Below are 17,851 nucleotides of genomic sequence, written 5' to 3' on the forward strand. Positions count from 1 at the left end.
TTTTTACGAAATTAAGAAATCTGATTAAACTATCCTAAGAGTAAAATCGCAATGGGTACAACTTCAAAATATCGAGGCAGATGCGAAAGACAATGTCTGCAACCCGCTTTGTTTAGCATGCAATTCATAAAAGAGCGTTGATAAAACCTTTGATTGCAGTCTTGTTTGAAATAAAATAATTGTTACCTTAATACTATAATCACTAACTTTTTATCAAAAACTTATGAAAAGACTATTACTCTTCGCAATGGCTCTGACTACGTCGGGACTTGTATTTGCCGGTGGAATTGTTACCAATACCAACCAAAGTGCTATGTACACATGTATGCAGGCGCGGGATGCCACCCTGGGTATCGATGCCGTTTATTTCAATCCCGCCGGTCTTACTTTATTGCCAAACAATGGTTTATTCCTTTCGATTAACAACCAGACACTGGGGCAGACTAGGACAATTACAAGTAATTACGCAAGTCTGAACGAAGGAAGCTATACTGGAGAAATTTCCGCCCCATTTTTTCCGGGTATTTATGCTGCCTACAAAATGGACAAGTTAGCCTTCTCTTTTGGATTTAACCCCATTGGCGGTGGCGGAGGTGGAACCTATGAAAAAGGATTGCCATCATTTGAATATGATTTTTCTGATTTGCCATATAAAGTAAATTTACTAACACCAACAACAGCATATTCAGCAGATATTTTTTTTGAAGGTACCTCGGTATATTTTGGCTATCAAGCCAATGTTTCATATGCCATTACTGAAAAAATTTCTGCAGCTCTAGGTGGCAGGTACGTGATGGCTAAAAATACAAATAAAGGTTACATTAGAGATATATTGATAAATCCATATCATCCAGTTCTTAATCCTAACAGTGAAATGATTTCTGCAACTACATTTTTCAGTAATATCGGTAATACAACTGCGCAAGCTATGACTGCAGATAGAGAAGTCGATGTGGAAGAAACAGCCAGTGGGTTTACACCCATTATTAGCGTTAATATAAAACCAAACGAAATGCTAAACTTCGCTTTAAAATACGAACACCAAACCAAGCTTGAGTTCGAAACAAAGGTGAACGATGGAAAAGATGGCGGAATGTTTGTGGATGGAGAAAAGTATCGTTACGATATACCTGCACAAATAGTTGTGGGTGCTACCGTAATTCCTATTGAAAAACTCTTGGTTTCAACCGGATTTCATTACTATCTCGACGAAAGTGCAGATTGGAGTGGACGGGAAGAACAACTTGATGGAAACTCGCTTGAATTTGCTTTAGGAGCTGAATATGGTATTGGCGAGAAACTTCTTGTAAGTGCAGGGTATTTATACACCAATACCGGAGCTACCGAGGCTTACCAGACCGACCAAAGTTTTAGTTTGCCATCTAGCACAGTAGGGGGAGGTTTAGCCTATAAATTTTCGCCAATGATTGAATTAAATCTGGCTGGTTCTTATACTGCGTATCAGGAAGGCGAGAAGAACTTTACGCATAATATTTATGCACCTGATAATGTAACAATTATAGAGTCAACTAATGTTACCGAAACCTATAAAAAACCTATCTGGATTGCTGCCATTGGCATCAACATCAACTTCAGCGCAGGAAAATAATTCAATTATAGTTTTAGAAAAGAAACGGGGCTTAGGCCCCGTTTCTTTTAGTACTAATCAGCTAGCCATCGGGTTAGTTTATTTGTTATGCTCAATACCCACTCGCGCGCTTTTGCAAAGCGTGCGGTTTTTAAAGCAAGTAGAAAGAGGAGGATTTATAATCCGTCATTTTTCAGAAAATTTCTTGTTAATTTTAGTTCATGTCACAAAAATATAAAGTCAGAAATCCGGAAGCACTCTATTTTATTACAATTACAGTAATCGATTGGGTCGATTTGATTTCAAGGCCTGTTTACAAGCATATTATTGTCGAATCTTTGCAATATTGCAAGATAAATAAGGGGCTTATTATTTATGCATATGTAATCATGCCAAGCCATTTACATCTGATTGTACAAAGTAAAGAGCCATTTAAATTAGAGGATACAATCCGAGATTTTAAAAAATTTACGTCAAAAGAATTAATAAACGCAATAAAAGAGTACCCAGAAAGCAGGCGAGAATGGTTGCTCAATAAATTCACCTATGCAGCCGGCAGAATTAACAAAGGTGTAAATTATAAAGTGTGGCAGGATGGTTATCATCCGGTTGAACTAACAACAAATGAAATGAAAGAACAGCGGTTAAATTACATCCATAATAACCCGGTTGAAGAGGAGATTGTTATTAATACAGAAGACTATAAATATTCTTCCGCAACAAACTATGCCTATGGAATGGGTGTATTGGAAATCGAAAAAATATAAAATCCGCACGCTTTGCAAAAGCGCGCGAGTTGAGAGTTTTAGAAAAAAACGGGGCTTAGGTCCCGTTTTTCTTTTTTGAATATTAGCTTGTCATTATATATTTTTAATTGGAGGGTTACTTTTAGTTACAAAGCAGAATGAACATTAAATTTGTTTTTTCGTTAACAGGATATCCTCAACCCTTTTTCAGCTATGAGACGCAAAACATGGGAGCCAAAAGACGCCCAACTTCCACTGGTGATTAAAGACAGCCCCTGGTATTTTATTCACGATTTCAACACAACCCAGCTTTGCAAAGGTGTATTGCTGTTGAGCAATTCGGCCCACCAGATAAAATACGTGGGGTGTAGCCACAACAATTGCCTGTCCGATGTGCTGTCTGTCGCCATTGAATCGGGATTCGATCACAAAACCACCATGGTTAAAGCGCTCTATACGCAAAGCGACAAGGATGCCCAGATGATAGCCAATGTGCTAATTGAAAAATACCAACCCGCCAACAATAGCATCGTTCAGGAAACGCTTTCGAAGAAAATAAGTTAACTTTAAGAATTATTCAGTCTGTTGATTCTCGAGATGACTGATCTGCTGAATGGCGTTACATAACTCATACTTTTCGAGTGCCTGGCAACGTCGCATTAATTCGTTCAAAAAACCGGAATCAGAAAGTAGTGGATGGTTAGACCTCAGGTCGAGTTCGCCATTGATAAACCTCTCAAGGCAGTTATTGCGGTAGGTTTCCCAACTTTGAATGGATTTTATCTCGGCTATAAATTCATTTTCGCGAGAGAGCCGCATAATCTCGGTGTACCTATCATAAAATCCGGAGAGGGTATTGTACAAATTTAACAGATTAGCACTTTCAGAACGTAGAAACTCGTTTTGCGCCAGAATTTTGCCAATAATTTTATCGCGCTTCGCAGAAGATTGATAACTGGATAAAATCAAGCTGATAGTTTCAAGATTCTTTAGTGTATTATCGGTATTGGTTTTTACCCGTTTTTGCACATGCTCTAAAAACGCCATTACCGTTGTGTGTTCATACTCTTCCATGAGCCGGCATTTTTAATTTTTACTATTCTGATGTCGATATTAACAATTTTGTAGCGTCAGTGGTTCAGTGCTTTAAGCAAATTTTATTTTTTCGGTGCTAAAAATTCTATTTTTACAATCAAATCTTTTCTTTCTCGTTAATTAAGAAAATAATTCACCTGCTTAAAATGAAATTCAGTTTCGGTGTTTTTTTTATGTTTATCCTCTGTCTCCGAACTATTTCGCAGGAAATTATTACCGAAACAATATTTATTGAGGTTAAGCCCGATTCGCTAATCCCGTTCAACCTGAACATAGAAAAAATAAGTTGTCTCTCATCTCAGGGCTGCCAGGCCGTTGGATACAGCCACCGTAAAAAATTTCTTATAGTTCCGGTAGACCAGGAAATTGCCACGCTGTTGCCTATCAATTTGTGGTTGGCAAAAAACCTCTCGTCCACGCAGCATCCGGTCGATACCTATCGCCTTGAAATCAATTATTTTACAATAAAGAAAAAAGACTTTCGCTTTAGTTCGTTTTACGCACTCGAGGCCGATATTTTTGTCTACAAGAACCAGGTATCGATTGGGACGCTGAGCTACAATTATCCCTATTCTCCTGCCAGCAAAAAGATTCCTGTACCTGAGGTTCACGAGCAGCTAATAAATACCTGGCAACAAGCAATAAAAATCGATTTACTTACCAGTTCAACATTTTTTCGCGACAGCCTTGCAAAACCACCAGAGGTATATTTGCCGTTGCAATTCTCAAAACCCGAATTTCTGAATTTGGGGCTGGCATTTGTTGCGGGTATCGATTTCTGGCAGGTCGATGGGGAACTGTATTTTACAAGGCCCGAAACCACAAAAATAAACCTTTACAGAGCTGGCCTTATCCGTTACCAATATACCCAAGAATTTGAAATAATTAGCTTTGGAAAACGTTCAGAACATCTCTTTTTGCGTATTTCGCCTCTGTGGGCTGTCGACATCAGTTCAAACCTTTTAATTGGTATCAACAAATGGCACAATGCCGAAGATATAAAGCTAGAACAGGTTTTTCAGCTTTCCGCCTCGTCGAGCCAGACTATGGCGTTCGGAAAAGTGAACCAACCGGGCCTGACTTTCAGACTGGGACTGTTCGAGAACCTCTATTACATTCCATATATGGCTCTCAAACTACAGCTTGGTGTATATTTATCGACCGGATATAAATTCTGATCCATTACAGGATGAAAAGGCCAAACCCACATAAAATCAAGCTCTGCTTAACGCTGGTTGGCATTATTGTTTATATTGCCAGTCTCGAAGCGCAGCTCTTTTCAGTATCGGGTTATGTTACCGACCGGAAAAGCCACGAAACGCTTATTGGTGCTTCGGTAATGGTAAACAACCAATCCATAGGCACCCTAACCAACAACCAGGGCTTCTTTAGTTTAAATACCATTAAACCCGGAGTTTATACACTGGAAATTTCATACCTGGGCTACCAAACAGAAAAAATTAACGTTACAGTTGTTGACAAGGGTATCGTGCTCGATGCAATTACCCTTCAGCCCGAGCCAGTAATGATCGATGAAGTAGCCATTACTTCGCTTCAAAGCAAACCGCTTGCAGAAAAAGACATCGAAACCGGGCAGAAGGTAATGACCCCGCAGATGATACAATCCATTCCTACTGCCAGAAATGATGTATTGGCTGCGGTAAAATATTTACCCGGAGTAGACCGCACCGAACCCTTTTCTCCGCTGTATACTACCCGAGGCGGCGATCCGGGCGAAAACGCCATACTGCTCGATGGTGTTTTGATCTATAACCCCTACCATGCATCGGTAAGTGCTGGCATTTTCAATACCCAAACTATAAAAAATGTTGAGATGTTGTTAGGTGGCTTTGGTGCCGAATACGGCGGACGAAATGCTTCTGTGATGAATATTACTACCAAGGATGGTAATCCGAATGAATTGCATGGCGAAATAGAACCAAGCACCTTTCATTCGAAATTATTTCTTGAATCTCCGGCAGGAAAGAATGCCTCCATGATGATAGCTGGCCGATACATGTACGATGTACCTTATAATTTCCTTTACCAAAACACCACTTATTTTTACGATTACAACATTTCTTATACCAACCGCTTAAGCAACCGCCACCGCCTGACTTTCAAGTATTTCGAATCGAAAGATTTTACAGGCTATAACCTCAATACCTTGTATAAATACCTTGGCAACACCCTCGGCACGGATGTTTACGACGATTTTATCCTCGAACAGAGAAACGATTTAAAGAACAGGGCTTTTACAGCCATTCACAGGTTTATACTCACTCCCGGGGTTTTTATCCAAAACCAGGTGTATTATTCCGGTCACCAGTCGAATAATTTTTCAGGGCTCGATTTCGAAGGTTACGAAACCAACCAAAATGGAGACTCCCTGTTTTTTGAGTGGAAATCAAGTAACCGGCTTAGCAGCGAGATTCACGACCTGGCTGCAAAAACAAGTATTGAAATTAAACTCGCTAGTTTTAATGAAATCAAAGCAGGACTTGAATACAATAATTATTTTTTCGAAAACAGCATCGATTTTAATCAGGTAAACAGGGGCTCATTTAGTCGAAGGCCTGCATTGTGGGCAGTGTTTCTCGAAGATAAAATCAGTACAAAATTTCTGATAATTCGCCCCGGAGTGAGGTTTACAAAATACCGCCAAAATGAATGGTACATAGAGCCTCGCATGAACATGGTAATTCACCTGCCCTGGAAAATGCAACTTAAAGCAGCCTATGGTCAATACCTTCAATACATTGTGAGCATGAACACCAATGAAATTGAAATAAGCCAGCTGGTGGACTATTACTATCCGCTATGGGACAGGCCTCCGGGCAAATCGGTGCATTACCTCCTTGGTCTGCAAAAAGAGATAACCCATAATTTAAGCCTTTCGGCCGATGTGTATTACAAAGAAATTGAATCCAGTTACACATTCGACCTCAACCAAAAGGTAAGCGAAGCTTTTGGATTTTCGAACCGCTTGCAGCAGGGTCATGGAGATGCCTACGGCATAGAATTCTTCTTAAACGGTGCGCACCATAAACTATCGGGATGGATGTCGTACAGCCTTGCCTGGGCGAACCGTTGCTATCCTTCTTCAGGAATTAACCAGGGCGAAAGCTATCCATACGATTATACACGAAGGCATACCTTTAAAACTGTAGTCAATTACCAGCTCAGCAGAAAATCGAGCGTCAATGCGGCATTTCAGTTCCTTTCGGGAATACCACGCAGCATCGAAACTACCACACAAAGTTATTTCAGCTATAACCCTAGCACAGACGAGTTGGGTACTTTTCCACTTTACGGTTCGAGCGAAAAAAACAGTGCAATGATGCCCCCTCTGCTTAACCTCGACTTTAGTATGCGACGAAAGCTTAGCTCAGGAATAGGCCAACAATTTGCCAGCTTTTTAAAAGCAGATGAATCGTTTGTAACGGTTACTATCAGCAATGTGCTTTTTTTATACAGAAATGTTGAGTTCTATCTGCCCGGGACTTTTGTACCGCGCTATTACGATAAATACATACCCCTGGGTTCGAACTATTTTCCCCGAATAGGGTTAAGCTATACCTTGCGTTTTTAAAAAACTAAAAATGAAGCACAGAATTGTGGTTTTGGTATCTGGACTTATTCTGCTCGCTGGCTGCGAAGCAATCACTGACTTTTATCTGGGAGTTCCCTTGCAACCAAAGATAGAGGACAATAATTACCTTCCGGGACTGAATGTATTCGGGGTTATCCGCCCCGATCAAATCGATAGCATCAACCGGTCGTTTCTTCAGGTAGAAGAAGTGGCGCCGGCAGTGGGCAATTATCCTGAGTTTACCATTGACAGTCTGGTGGTTACCGACGCGCTGGTGGCTGTGCAGGACGATTCAGGCAATACTATAAGCTTTTCCTATTCACCTGTTACATCAACAGATTTTAGCAAACGTTACCGCCCAATTGCTTACTTTCAGCCGCAGGCTGGCAAAATTTACGCTTTAAATTGCCAGTCCGAAGGACTACCAGAAATACAGGCTTCAACTCGTATGCCCTATCCACCAAAAATAATCGAAAGTTCACTCCTGGTAGATTCCTATTCGGTTTCGTTCGAGCTAAGTCAGGACACCACTGCATTCTTGTACGAAGCATTTTTATATTGTGGCACAGACCTGGCTGGTCATGCCCTCACAGAAGCAATGGTTGGAAAAAACAGCATCATACACATTGAACTAAGCCAGCCCAACCCCGACCGTTTGGAGGTGTATGCATACGACAGCAACATGGCCAGTTACATCTTAAATTCTAATACCAGCTTTAATCTGAACAAATACCGAAAGGCTTTTGGTAACTTAAAAAATGGTTATGGTGTATTCGGATCGTTGAATTTTGTCCTCTATACCCTTCCCTAAGTCCTTGCTATTTCTCAAAAGTTAATTTTATTTTGAATTTTGTGTGAAGTATTAGTTTTTTTAATCGTTTTGAAAGGTCTATTTGGATATATATATGAATAAAGCTTTTTATAGTCAGATTTTTAAGAAGACAAGCATTCTTTACTCAATTATTAGCGTTGTTCTTTTTATTCTGCCCAACCTCGTATTGGCAAACCAGGGAAAGGAAAAGAGACATTACTCAGCTGCACCTTTAGATGTGAAAGCTCCGCAAATAGATGGTTCGCTCGCAGACAGCGCGTGGGCAGATGCCAACTGGCAGGGTTCGTTTGTTCAACAAAAACCCGTGGAAGGAGGCATACCATCGAAAGAAACTCTGGTAAAAATAATGTATGACGAGAATTACATTTATGCAGCCATATTCTGTTACGAAAGTCCCGAAAGCATACGCCGTGTTTTTACACCCCGCGACCAGTTTGGGGGCGATGTGGCAGGGATAGCTTTTGACAGTTACCTCAACGAAAGAACCGCCTATGAATTTAACCTCACGGCCGCAGGACAGAAAATAGACCTTATGCATACGGGTGAGGGAAATATCGACCTGAACTGGAATTCGAACTGGGATGGAGTTACAAGTGTTTCCGACAGCGGCTGGAGTGCCGAATTTCGCATTCCTTTCAGTCAGCTGCGCTATAACAATCAAGCCATGCATACTTTTGGTTTTTTTGTGTGGCGATGGATCGATACCCGAAAAGAAGAGGTACAATGGGTTTTACTTCCGGTTAATGGACCCCATGGCGTACACAATTTTGGCTTGCTGGATGGTATTTCCGGCATACGTTCTTCGCGCCAGACCGAGTTTCTTCCTTACATCTCTGCCAAGTACAACTACGATGGCAGAAATGACAACCCTTACATAAATAATTACAAATTTTTGCCAGGTGCCGGCATGGACATGAAAATCGGCATTTCATCCAACTTCACGGTCGATGCAACCATTAACCCTGATTTTGGGCAGGTTGAAGCCGACCCTGCTGAACTAAATCTTACTGCCTTCGAAACATTTTATGCTGAAAAAAGACCTTTCTTTTTGGAGGGCAGCGACATTTTTAATTTTTCTGTTGAAAATAACAGCCTGTTTTACTCCCGGCGTATTGGCGCTCCACCTTCATATTACCCCGATATAGAGGACAATGAATATTATACCTCACCCGAAACCAGCACCATTCTGGGTTCGGCAAAAATTACAGGCCGCACTGCCGACCGCTTCTCGGTAGGGGTTTTAGAAACGGTTACCGGTAACGAATTTGGCATACTCTATAGTCCCGGACCAGACAGCATCGAAAATGCCCACCAAACTCAGGATATTCATGCTGCACCCCTTACGAGTTATTTTGCCAGCCGAATAAAAAAAGAGTCAGCCAATACCAATACCATCGCCGGATTTTCGTTTAATGGGGTCGAGCGCCAATTAAACCCTGAGTATCTGAAAAGCGAAATGGTTCGATCTGCCTACACAGGCGGCATGGACCTTATTCAATACTTCGACCATAAAAACTATTACCTCAGCCTGTCGGGTATGTATAGTCACCTGAGTGGATCGCAACTAGCCATTACCAACAAGCAAAAATCGCATGTACACCGTTTTCAGCGATCCGATGCTCCACACCTATCGCTCGACACTTCTCGCACCAGCCTTACCGGCACCCTGGGCTTTGTAGAATTTGCTAAAAATAGCGGTCGGTTTCTTTTTAAAGTCAATGCACTTTCCGCCTCGCCCCAGTTAAACCTTAACGATATTGGTTATATCCCGCAAACCGATTATGTGGAACAGGAATCGGGCATTGAATACCGCCAGACAAAACCAGGAAAGTATCTAAGAGATTATTCCATTGAATTGGAGGGTACTAACCGTTGGACTTTTGGCAAAGAACGAACCTGGAGCAACCTATTGCTCGATTTTGCGTCGAACCTGAACAACCTATGGGCCATTCATGCAGAATTGGAGCATGCCTTTACATCGCTCGACCCTCGCATTTTACGTGGCGGCCCGGCATTGCGCCAGGATGGTTATACAGGAGGAGGTTTCTGGATTCAGACCAATTCTTCCAAACGCTTTTTTGCAGAGCTATATAACTTTATGTATTTCAATAACAAAAACAACAGTTACCACAAGGCACAGGGAGGAAATTTAAACTATAACCCGGTAAATAAACTAAAACTTAAACTCGAAGCGCAGCTGGAACGCAAAAACTATGCAGCGGAATATTTCGACGATGGCCTTTCGGATCAGAACATTTACCTTGTGGGAAGGCTTTACCAGAATACCCTCAGTGTAATTGCCAGGGTAGAGTATTACTTCCGTCCGGAAATTTCACTTCAATATTATGGCAATCCCTTCTTTTCTGTAGTCGACTACCAGAATTACAGGCGCGTAGACCAATCGCAAGCCAAAGAACTCAGCGAGAGGTTTTATCAACTCGATGGCACCAGCCAGATTGTTTACAACGAAGCGGAAAATGATTACTCGGTGACTGAAACAAATGGTGTTAGCTATAATTTCTGCAACCCCGATGTTTCGTATGGATCATTTCAGTCGAATCTTGTTTTCCGCTGGGAATACAAGCTTGGATCGACCTTCTATTTTGTGTGGTCGCACAACCAGAACGAATACATCAATATCGATAGTCCAGCATTATCGCATCCGGTAAATGGGCTATTTAAAACACCCTCAGGCGATGCGTTTATGATTAAGCTTTCGTATTGGTTTAATGTATAGAAGAGGGAATAATTAATGTGATAATGTGATAATGTGATAATGTGATAATGTGATAATGTGATAATGTGATAATGTGATAATGTGATAATGTGATAATGTGATAATGTGATAATGTGATAATGTGATAATGTGATAATGAGTTAATTTGAAAATGAAAATATTTAAGAATGGGTGATTGATTGATTGAATAATAACTATTCTTTCGATTTTTTTTCGGAGAGTTTATGCATCGATTGGAGCGTTTTGGTCAGGTAACTCTCGTATTTGTTTACCATGTCGATTGTAAGGTCGTTGGCAGCAAACCATGTCGGTTGATTTTCTTCGTCGGGTTTGATTTCAAAGCTCAGGTTTTTTACCTTATTCTGATGCTCCACTCGCAAAACAACAAGTTTCTCGTTGATTACACGTAGCGAAGTTTCACCATCGTTGATGGAGTTTCCTGAGGAAATGGTTTTAAAATTCTCTACAATATCTGTGAGCATAGGCTGATACGATTCGGGCAAGTTTTGTGCAAATGTGTTGGTTGCCAGCATGATTAGTCCAATTGTTAGAAGTGTTCTGAATGTTTTCATCGATTAAAATATTTGTGTTATACTAAACCCGATACGTGTTTAAAAGCCATCGGTTGCATTTTATGCCTTAAACAACTAAAATTGTTTTAGTATCGATTCGTAGAAAAATAGCACTTTTTAGAAACATATAGCACTCGAGTGATTGTAATCTGCAAATTATCCTATGTACAGGTTGCCTGGTCTTTCTGAATAGAAAGTGTTTGTTTATTTAAAGCTTTTCGCTGAAATACTCAGTCAACAGGTTAATGATAGTCTCTCGTTTAAACGGCTTGGCAATCAGGTAGTCGAAACCGTATTCGGCAGGCTCTTTTAAAAGCAGGTCTGGATAAGCTGTCTGCGCGATTACAGGAAGGTCTGGATATCGTTCTTTGGCCCATTTTGTTGCCTCAATGCCACTACCGTCCGGTAACTTTAAATCCATGAATACCAAAGAGAACTCATTGTTACTGATTAACTCGATTGCCTCTTTGCCAGAAACAGCACGAATTATTTTTATTTTAGTAGGTTTAAGAGCAAACTGGATGTAGCGGAAGTTCAGATCATCATCTTCTACTATCAATATTTTTCTATTAGTCCATAGTGGGATTAATTCAGGTTTTTCTGAGGCTTGAAAACTGTTTATTCCTTGAAATATATTCACACCTTTTACGGGGGTATTTACCCGGGGTATAGTAAAAACCACCTTAGTGTAGCTCCCAACCTCTGATTCTATAGCGATTTCTCCTCCCATCATTTCGATGATAGCTTTTGAAATGGTAAGTCCTATTCCTGTTCCGGATCTGAATTGCTTTAAGCCTTCTTCAACTTTATAAAATCTATTGAATATTTTTTCAATATGCTGCTTGGGTATTCCCAAGCCCGTATCGTATACTTCGAAACTTAGGTTTTTATCGTTTGCCTGCACAATCAGTTCTATGGAACCTTTTTCGGTATATTTTAAGGCATTGCCTAAAATATGATTCAATACCTGCCTGATTCTAAGATCATCCAAACTCACTCTATGGTTTTTCTGAGGCATAACAAGTTTAAACTGAACAGTCTTTTCTTCTGAATTTAATTCATCTCTGAAATCAGATGCAATTGACTTTATAAAAGTATTCAGCTCCAACTCTTTTGGAATAATATCTAATTGACCGGAGTTAATCTTAGCCATTGTCATAATATCCTCGATAATTCGGAGAAGAAGCTGTGCACTTTGCCTGATAGTATCAATAAACCCTTCCCGCTCGGCTCGGGTAAATTCGGAATCATAAAGAAAATCAAGGTACCCGATTATCGCATTCATCGGAGTTCGTATTTCATGCGACATGTTATCGAGAAAAGCTGATTTGAGCTTGTCTGATTCTTCTGCACGTTGCTTTTCTCTTTCAAGATCAATGGTGCGCTCTTTTACAAGCGTCTCTAAATTATTACGGTGCAATTCAAGCTCCTGGTTATTTTTCTCGATTTCGTCTTTTTGCTTCGATATCTCATCAAATTGTTTTTTAATAGTCGTCGTTCTTTCCTGTACTTTATTCTCAAGCTCCCGCTTGGCAGTTTTAAAGCTTCTTTCGCGATAAGCAATTATACCAAGTATGAATAGAATTATCAACAGTACCTCAAGTGAGATAAACCATCGGGTTTTCCATACAGGCGGGCTTATATTTATCCGTATCTGTAAATCCTGAAGACTCCAGACACCTGCATCGTTCTGCGCCTTTACCCTGAATGTATACCTGCCCGGATCGAGATTGGTATAGGTGACGTTTTGCTTTTGACCGGCATAAACCCAATCGAGATCGAAGCCTTCGAGTTTGTAATAGTATGACACATTCTTGGTAGCAAAAAATGTTAAAGAAGTAAAGCTTATGCTAAAAAAATAGTCTTTGTAAGAGAGGTTAATTTCTTCTGCAACAGATATGTGTTGCTTTATCCGTTCAGGCTCTGCTCCGGGTTTTACTGGCTGGTTTAGAACTTTCAGTTCGGTCAATACCAGTGAGGGGGGGGTGGTGTTAATTCTTACTTCAGAGGGGTTGAAAAAATTATACCCATTGACTCCTCCAAAGTACATGATGCCCGTCCTGTCTTTATAATAGGAACCTATGTTATATTGTGAGTTGATGAGCCCATAGTTTTCGTCGAATATTTTGGTTTCACCGGTAGAAGGATTAAACCGGGTAATACCATTATTGGTGCTTAACCATAAGTTTCCATGGTTATCTTCCAGAATACCAAAGATATTATTTCCCGAAAGACCATCTTTTGTGGTGATGTTATGAAATGTTCCGGTAACAGGGTCAAAACTATTTAAGCCTCCTCCAATTGTAGATACCCATAATTGTTTGTTACGCCCCTCAAAAATACAACTTACAAGGTTATTGCTCAAACTTGTGCTGTCTTCCGGGTTAAACATATAACTACGAAATGTATTGGTTTCGTAGTTGAAAAGATTAAGCCCATCGTGTGTACCAATCCATAAATTACCCTGGCTGTCTTCAAAAATAGCCCACACCAGAAAACTCGAAATACTTGTTTTATCGCCAGCAACAGGTATGTATTGCGTAAACTTGCCTGTATTTCTATCCATCAGATTAAGACCTCCACCCAGAGTGCCCAGCCAGAAATTACCTCTCGAATCTTCAAATATTGCCCATACGCGCGCATCCGAAAGGGTAGAATCGCTTAAATAATCGGGCTGAAATACCGAAAAGGTATTGCTTTTGCGGTTAAATTTATTTAAGCCGCCACCAAAGGTTCCCGCCCATAAATGACCCTCTCTATCTTCGTATAAACACAGCACCGCATTGCTACTTATTGAACCGGGCTTTCCTGTGCTTTTATAATGTGTAAAGGTTTTACTTGCTTTATCAAGTAAATTCAATCCTCCGCCATCGGTACCCACCCATAGCTTACCCTTTGAATCTTCAAGAAAACACATTGCAGAGCTATGACTTAGCGATTGAGGGTCGAGCACATTGTGTGCAAAAGAATGAAAGGGGTTTGCCAGTTTATTATGCATGTTCACTCCTGAAGAAAAAGTGCCTATCCAGAGGTTTCCTGACCTGTCTTCGAAAATTCTGCGTATAACATCAGAGCTTACCGATGTGCCACTTTGGGAGTCGTACCTGAAGTGAAAAAAAGTTTTCTCAGAATAATCAAATAAAACCAATCCACCGCCATCGATGCCCAACCATAAATTTCCCTTACTGTCTTCGTAAATAGCGTCTACATTGCCTTTGCTTATCGAGTTCTTATTTTCAGGTTTGTGCTCATACCTTTCAAAACCATTGGTATCATCGATAAACCGATTAAGCCCTCCTGCGGTACCTATCCAAACATTACCTTGTCGGTCTGAAAATACACTTCGCACTGCATTGTGCGAAAGACTGCTTGGTATGGTAGCGTTATGTGAATATTGGTCTGAAGTTTTTGTTATCGGGTTATATCGAAACACTCCATGTCCTTCGGTTCCTGCCCAAATGTTGCCAAATCTATCTTCGGTAATAGAGTTAATAAGACCATAAATTAATTGGTTATTTACAACCGTAACTGGAATGTTTTCAAAATTATTTTTTTCGGGCCTGTAAACTGATAGTATGGGGCTGAAGGTTGCTACAAAGATCTTACCATCGCGGGTTTCAAGGATATCTTTAACAAGAGAGTTACCTAGGCTGGCAGAATCATTCTCGCGATGAAAAAATCGTTTGAAGTTATCCTGCTCCCGGTTAAACAGATTAAGGCCATATTCGGTCGCCACCCATAGATTGCCCTTTTTATCTTCAAGAATATCCCAAATAGCATTATTACTCAGGCTGGTAGAATCGGACGACTCGTTTATATAGTTATTGAAATTGGTGCCATCATACCTGCTAAGCCCACTTAGGGTGCCTAACCAGATATAACCCATCCTGTCCTGGCTTATCGCCTGCACCGTATTATTGACCAGACCATCTTTTTGATTGTATTGAAAAAACTTATAGTTTAAATCTTGTGAATAAGCATTATACATGCACCCAGATAATAGAAGTGTAATGGTATAATATCTTAATTTTAATTTCAAGGTGATGACCTTTGGTGATAGTTCTCTCTTAAATGTAACGATTATTCTTGCTTTATCAAAGGAAACAAAAGGAAAAAGAGATGTTATACTTTTAAGGTTAACTGTAAACACGCTGTATTAGTTTTTCAGCTTTGGTGGGTACCATAGTCTTGTTGATTGACAAAGCGGCTTATCTGTAAACCGTATTAGTAACCTGAAATCATTCTGTGGGGCTGGGTTAAATCTCTTAATTTGAAAAAGATAATAGCCGGATAATTAATTCCGTTTCACTTGAGAATTAAGATGCTGATAAGAGTTTTTTGTCCAGTGGGCGCTTGTGATGATTGCCCTTATTAATGAAAAGGCTTTTGAATGCTGACCAGTTGATACTGTTTCTTTGTTGGGCTGTGTTAAATATTTTGATTGTGATCGGCTGTTGATACTGTATGAACCGCAAAATAAGCTATACCTGTTTTACATCTAGTGATTATTTTGGGTGATTGATTTTACTGTAATGAAGAAACTAAAATTCTAATTCTGTTTTTCGTGTACAAGTCTTTCTGCAACCAATTCACCGATATCTTTCACCTTAATGGAGGTGTTGCGCGAAAAAGTTTTTTTACACATCGGGCAGGCAGTGATCAGTAAATCTGGCTCAAATTGCATATAATCAGTAATTGCCTGGTTTCGTATTGCCTTACGTTCTATTTGGGTTATTTTTAAATTTCCCAGACTACCACCACAACAATAGGCTTCCTGTTTTTCCTTTTCAATCGTAATAAGTTCTCCAGTCTGTTTTAAAAGTTCGCGGGGAACCTCATACATGCCCATTCCGCGTCCCAGTTCACACGGATCGTGAAAGATCAATCTGCCAGGCAATTTTTCAGTACGCAGCTTGCCTGCTTGTATCAACCTTAGAATGTACTCGGCATGAAAAACAATTTCGACCTGAGGCAAATTATAGTCTTCTTTAAATACCTTGTAACAAATCGGACACGACACCACCAGCATCTTTGCACCTGAACCGATAATCTGCTGGCTGTTGTTGGCAATGAGTTTCGATGCGGCCTCGTATTGCCCTGCCAGCATTAATGGCCTTCCACAGCAAGGCGCTTTTTCTTCGTCCAGAAACCAATAATTGGCACCTGCCCTGGCAAAAATCTTTTTCATCGAGCTGATAATCCCCGGTGTAAGATGAGTCATGCATCCAGCAAAATATACTATTTCTGCTTTCTTTGATTTACCGGTTTCGAGGTAGGTGTACGATGAATTATACTGCCGTGTGGATTCGATACGTTGGGTAATACGCAGGGTGTTGGTTTCAATACCTACCGGGCAGTCTTTTTCGCATTTACCACACAACAGACAGTTGAAAAGATTTTCGTCGTTGAGGTTTTTGTTGCGTATGTTTTTTAATAGGTACACCGATTGTGTATGGTTGATTCCTGCTGCACTCAGCTGGCAATTATCGAGGCAGATACCACAACGCGAACAGGAAAACACCTGTACCTCGGTATAGGTGTTCGGCTTCTTTTTAAGACTGATGCCTGAATTGCGCAGGAAAATAAACAATATCTCTGTAGGAATGTGCATGTAGCGCGAGTTGGGCAAGGCCACAAAAAAGAAACCCAGGGTGAGGGAATAAGCAAGCCAGATGGGGGTATGTATAAGGTTTAAGGTTTCTGAACTCTGCCACAAACCTCCAATGGCCGAGGTAAGAAAACTTCCGTTCTGATGCAGGGCCGCAGAAATGCTTTCAGCAAAGAGCCGAAGGGGAAAAATAAACCAGAGCGAAAGCAATGCAATGCGGTCGCCAGACTTGAGCCGGGTAGTTTTTTTTAGTCCAAAAGCCTTCTTTTTAAACCTTTTTAGAAAAGCAAGCGTGACTCCTGAAAGGACAAAAAGGAGTAATAAATCCATAACAAAAGCAAAGGCACGGTCGAACAAGAAATCATTCCCATATTCGAAATACCTGAAAAACACGGGCAAATAAAATGGCACAGACAATGACCCGCGAGAAACCATTGCCTCGAGATGACCCACCACAATCAGTAGAAACCATCCGAAAGCAAGACTCATATGCATATAGCCCAGCAATCTGCTTTTCTTAAAAATACTTCTATGAAGCAATCCCTCGCGAAAGGCTTCGCCCATAGACTGAAAACTTCGCACACTCAGAAATGATTGGAAAAGCCTTAGTTTGTCAATCTTCGATAAGCCTTTAATCCAGCGGAACCCGCGTACCAATAAAATCAGTATAAGGTATGCCGCTCCGACCGTAAAAGGAATAACAAAATATACTTCTTTGGTCATAAACTTGAATTGGTTTTTAGTTGCGAAATACCCTTTTTTATCAAAAGCACCACGTTACGAATGTTGATGTCGCGCGGGCACACAAGGCTGCATTTTCCACAAAACATGCATTTTTCTATTTCTTTCGACAGATCATCAAGATTACCTCGTCGGAGCATTAGTCCAATTTTGCGCACATTAAAATCGGTTAAGTTTCCGGCGCTGCATGTCGCTGTGCATCCCCCGCAAGAAAGGCAGGTAAGAAACGAAGGTTCCAATTGAAGTACACTTTGAAGCAATCGTGTATCGAAAGTCTCAAAATCGATTTGGCGGGAACTCATCGCTTTCAGGTTTCCAAAATCGCTCATTGATTCTTTTT

General features: G+C 40.6%; 12 protein-coding genes. 7 read left to right on the forward strand and 5 right to left on the reverse strand.

What is annotated here, in order from left to right:
* Nucleotides 1–223: 223 nt before the first annotated feature.
* From IPM71_02820 to IPM71_02830, 3 genes are all read left to right on the forward strand, one after another.
* The gene (locus IPM71_02820; protein ID QQS51675.1) at nt 224–1,609 is read left to right on the forward strand and encodes a hypothetical protein; all 1,386 of its coding nucleotides are present in this window, start codon (nt 224–226) and stop codon (nt 1,607–1,609) included.
* Nucleotides 1,610–1,809: 200 nt separating this feature from the next.
* The gene (locus IPM71_02825) at nt 1,810–2,355 is read left to right on the forward strand and encodes a transposase (protein ID QQS51676.1); all 546 of its coding nucleotides are present in this window, start codon (nt 1,810–1,812) and stop codon (nt 2,353–2,355) included.
* A gap of 192 nt (nt 2,356–2,547) precedes the next feature.
* Entirely contained in the window at nt 2,548–2,898 is a 351-nt protein-coding gene (locus tag IPM71_02830; GenBank protein ID QQS51677.1) for a hypothetical protein, read from the forward strand.
* A 9-nt stretch (nt 2,899–2,907) separates the two neighbouring features.
* Here the strand turns inward: IPM71_02830 and IPM71_02835 are convergent, their stop codons facing one another.
* A complete protein-coding gene (locus tag IPM71_02835; GenBank protein QQS51678.1) occupies nt 2,908–3,408 on the reverse strand; it encodes a hypothetical protein in 501 nt (166 codons plus the stop codon).
* A 167-nt stretch (nt 3,409–3,575) separates the two neighbouring features.
* On the opposite strand from IPM71_02835, the gene IPM71_02840 reads away from it, so the two are divergent.
* The 4 genes from IPM71_02840 to IPM71_02855 all read left to right on the forward strand — a co-directional run bounded on the left by IPM71_02840 (nt 3,576) and on the right by IPM71_02855 (nt 10,590).
* A complete protein-coding gene (locus IPM71_02840; GenBank protein ID QQS51679.1) occupies nt 3,576–4,607 on the forward strand; it encodes a hypothetical protein in 1,032 nt (343 codons plus the stop codon).
* Nucleotides 4,608–4,618: 11 nt separating this feature from the next.
* Nucleotides 4,619–7,021 (forward strand): carboxypeptidase-like regulatory domain-containing protein, encoded by a 2,403-nt coding sequence (locus tag IPM71_02845; GenBank protein QQS51680.1) that lies wholly within the window; start codon nt 4,619–4,621, stop codon nt 7,019–7,021.
* Nucleotides 7,022–7,031: 10 nt separating this feature from the next.
* Entirely contained in the window at nt 7,032–7,832 is an 801-nt protein-coding gene (locus tag IPM71_02850; GenBank protein ID QQS51681.1) for a DUF4249 family protein, read from the forward strand.
* A 94-nt stretch (nt 7,833–7,926) separates the two neighbouring features.
* Complete coding sequence (locus tag IPM71_02855) at nt 7,927–10,590, forward strand: carbohydrate binding family 9 domain-containing protein (protein ID QQS51682.1); 2,664 nt, start codon at nt 7,927–7,929, stop codon at nt 10,588–10,590.
* 194 nt (nt 10,591–10,784) lie between these two features.
* On the opposite strand, the gene IPM71_02860 is transcribed toward IPM71_02855, so the two are convergent.
* From IPM71_02860 to IPM71_02875, 4 genes are all read right to left on the reverse strand, one after another.
* Entirely contained in the window at nt 10,785–11,162 is a 378-nt protein-coding gene (locus tag IPM71_02860; GenBank protein QQS51683.1) for a hypothetical protein, read from the reverse strand.
* 208 nt (nt 11,163–11,370) lie between these two features.
* On the reverse strand, nt 11,371–15,150 hold the full coding sequence (locus IPM71_02865; protein QQS51684.1) for a response regulator: 3,780 nt from the start codon (nt 15,148–15,150) through the stop codon (nt 11,371–11,373).
* A gap of 561 nt (nt 15,151–15,711) precedes the next feature.
* Nucleotides 15,712–17,493 carry a (Fe-S)-binding protein gene (locus IPM71_02870; protein ID QQS51685.1) on the reverse strand — a complete coding sequence of 594 codons (1,782 nt, stop codon included), beginning with the start codon at nt 17,491–17,493 and terminating at the stop codon, nt 15,712–15,714.
* On the reverse strand, nt 17,490–17,840 hold the full coding sequence (locus tag IPM71_02875; protein ID QQS51686.1) for a 4Fe-4S dicluster domain-containing protein: 351 nt from the start codon (nt 17,838–17,840) through the stop codon (nt 17,490–17,492). Before IPM71_02875 ends, IPM71_02870 begins: the two co-directional genes overlap by 4 nt.
* Nucleotides 17,841–17,851 lie beyond the last annotated feature (11 nt).

Source organism: Bacteroidota bacterium (assembly GCA_016699695.1).
Lineage (GTDB): Bacteria > Bacteroidota > Bacteroidia > Bacteroidales > UBA10428 > UBA10428.

What these genes read in the sequence shown, in the direction of transcription:
- IPM71_02820 (QQS51675.1), top strand. Translation starts at nt 224, where the DNA reads ATGAAAAGACTATTACTCTTCGCAATGGCTCTGACTACGTCGGGACTT.
- IPM71_02825 (QQS51676.1), top strand. Translation starts at nt 1,810, where the DNA reads ATGTCACAAAAATATAAAGTCAGAAATCCGGAAGCACTCTATTTTATT.
- IPM71_02830 (QQS51677.1), top strand. Translation starts at nt 2,548, where the DNA reads ATGAGACGCAAAACATGGGAGCCAAAAGACGCCCAACTTCCACTGGTG.
- IPM71_02835 (QQS51678.1), bottom strand. Translation starts at nt 3,408, where the DNA reads ATGGAAGAGTATGAACACACAACGGTAATGGCGTTTTTAGAGCATGTG.
- IPM71_02840 (QQS51679.1), top strand. Translation starts at nt 3,576, where the DNA reads ATGAAATTCAGTTTCGGTGTTTTTTTTATGTTTATCCTCTGTCTCCGA.
- IPM71_02845 (QQS51680.1), top strand. Translation starts at nt 4,619, where the DNA reads ATGAAAAGGCCAAACCCACATAAAATCAAGCTCTGCTTAACGCTGGTT.
- IPM71_02850 (QQS51681.1), top strand. Translation starts at nt 7,032, where the DNA reads ATGAAGCACAGAATTGTGGTTTTGGTATCTGGACTTATTCTGCTCGCT.
- IPM71_02855 (QQS51682.1), top strand. Translation starts at nt 7,927, where the DNA reads ATGAATAAAGCTTTTTATAGTCAGATTTTTAAGAAGACAAGCATTCTT.
- IPM71_02860 (QQS51683.1), bottom strand. Translation starts at nt 11,162, where the DNA reads ATGAAAACATTCAGAACACTTCTAACAATTGGACTAATCATGCTGGCA.
- IPM71_02865 (QQS51684.1), bottom strand. Translation starts at nt 15,150, where the DNA reads ATGTATAATGCTTATTCACAAGATTTAAACTATAAGTTTTTTCAATAC.
- IPM71_02870 (QQS51685.1), bottom strand. Translation starts at nt 17,493, where the DNA reads ATGACCAAAGAAGTATATTTTGTTATTCCTTTTACGGTCGGAGCGGCA.
- IPM71_02875 (QQS51686.1), bottom strand. Translation starts at nt 17,840, where the DNA reads ATGAGCGATTTTGGAAACCTGAAAGCGATGAGTTCCCGCCAAATCGAT.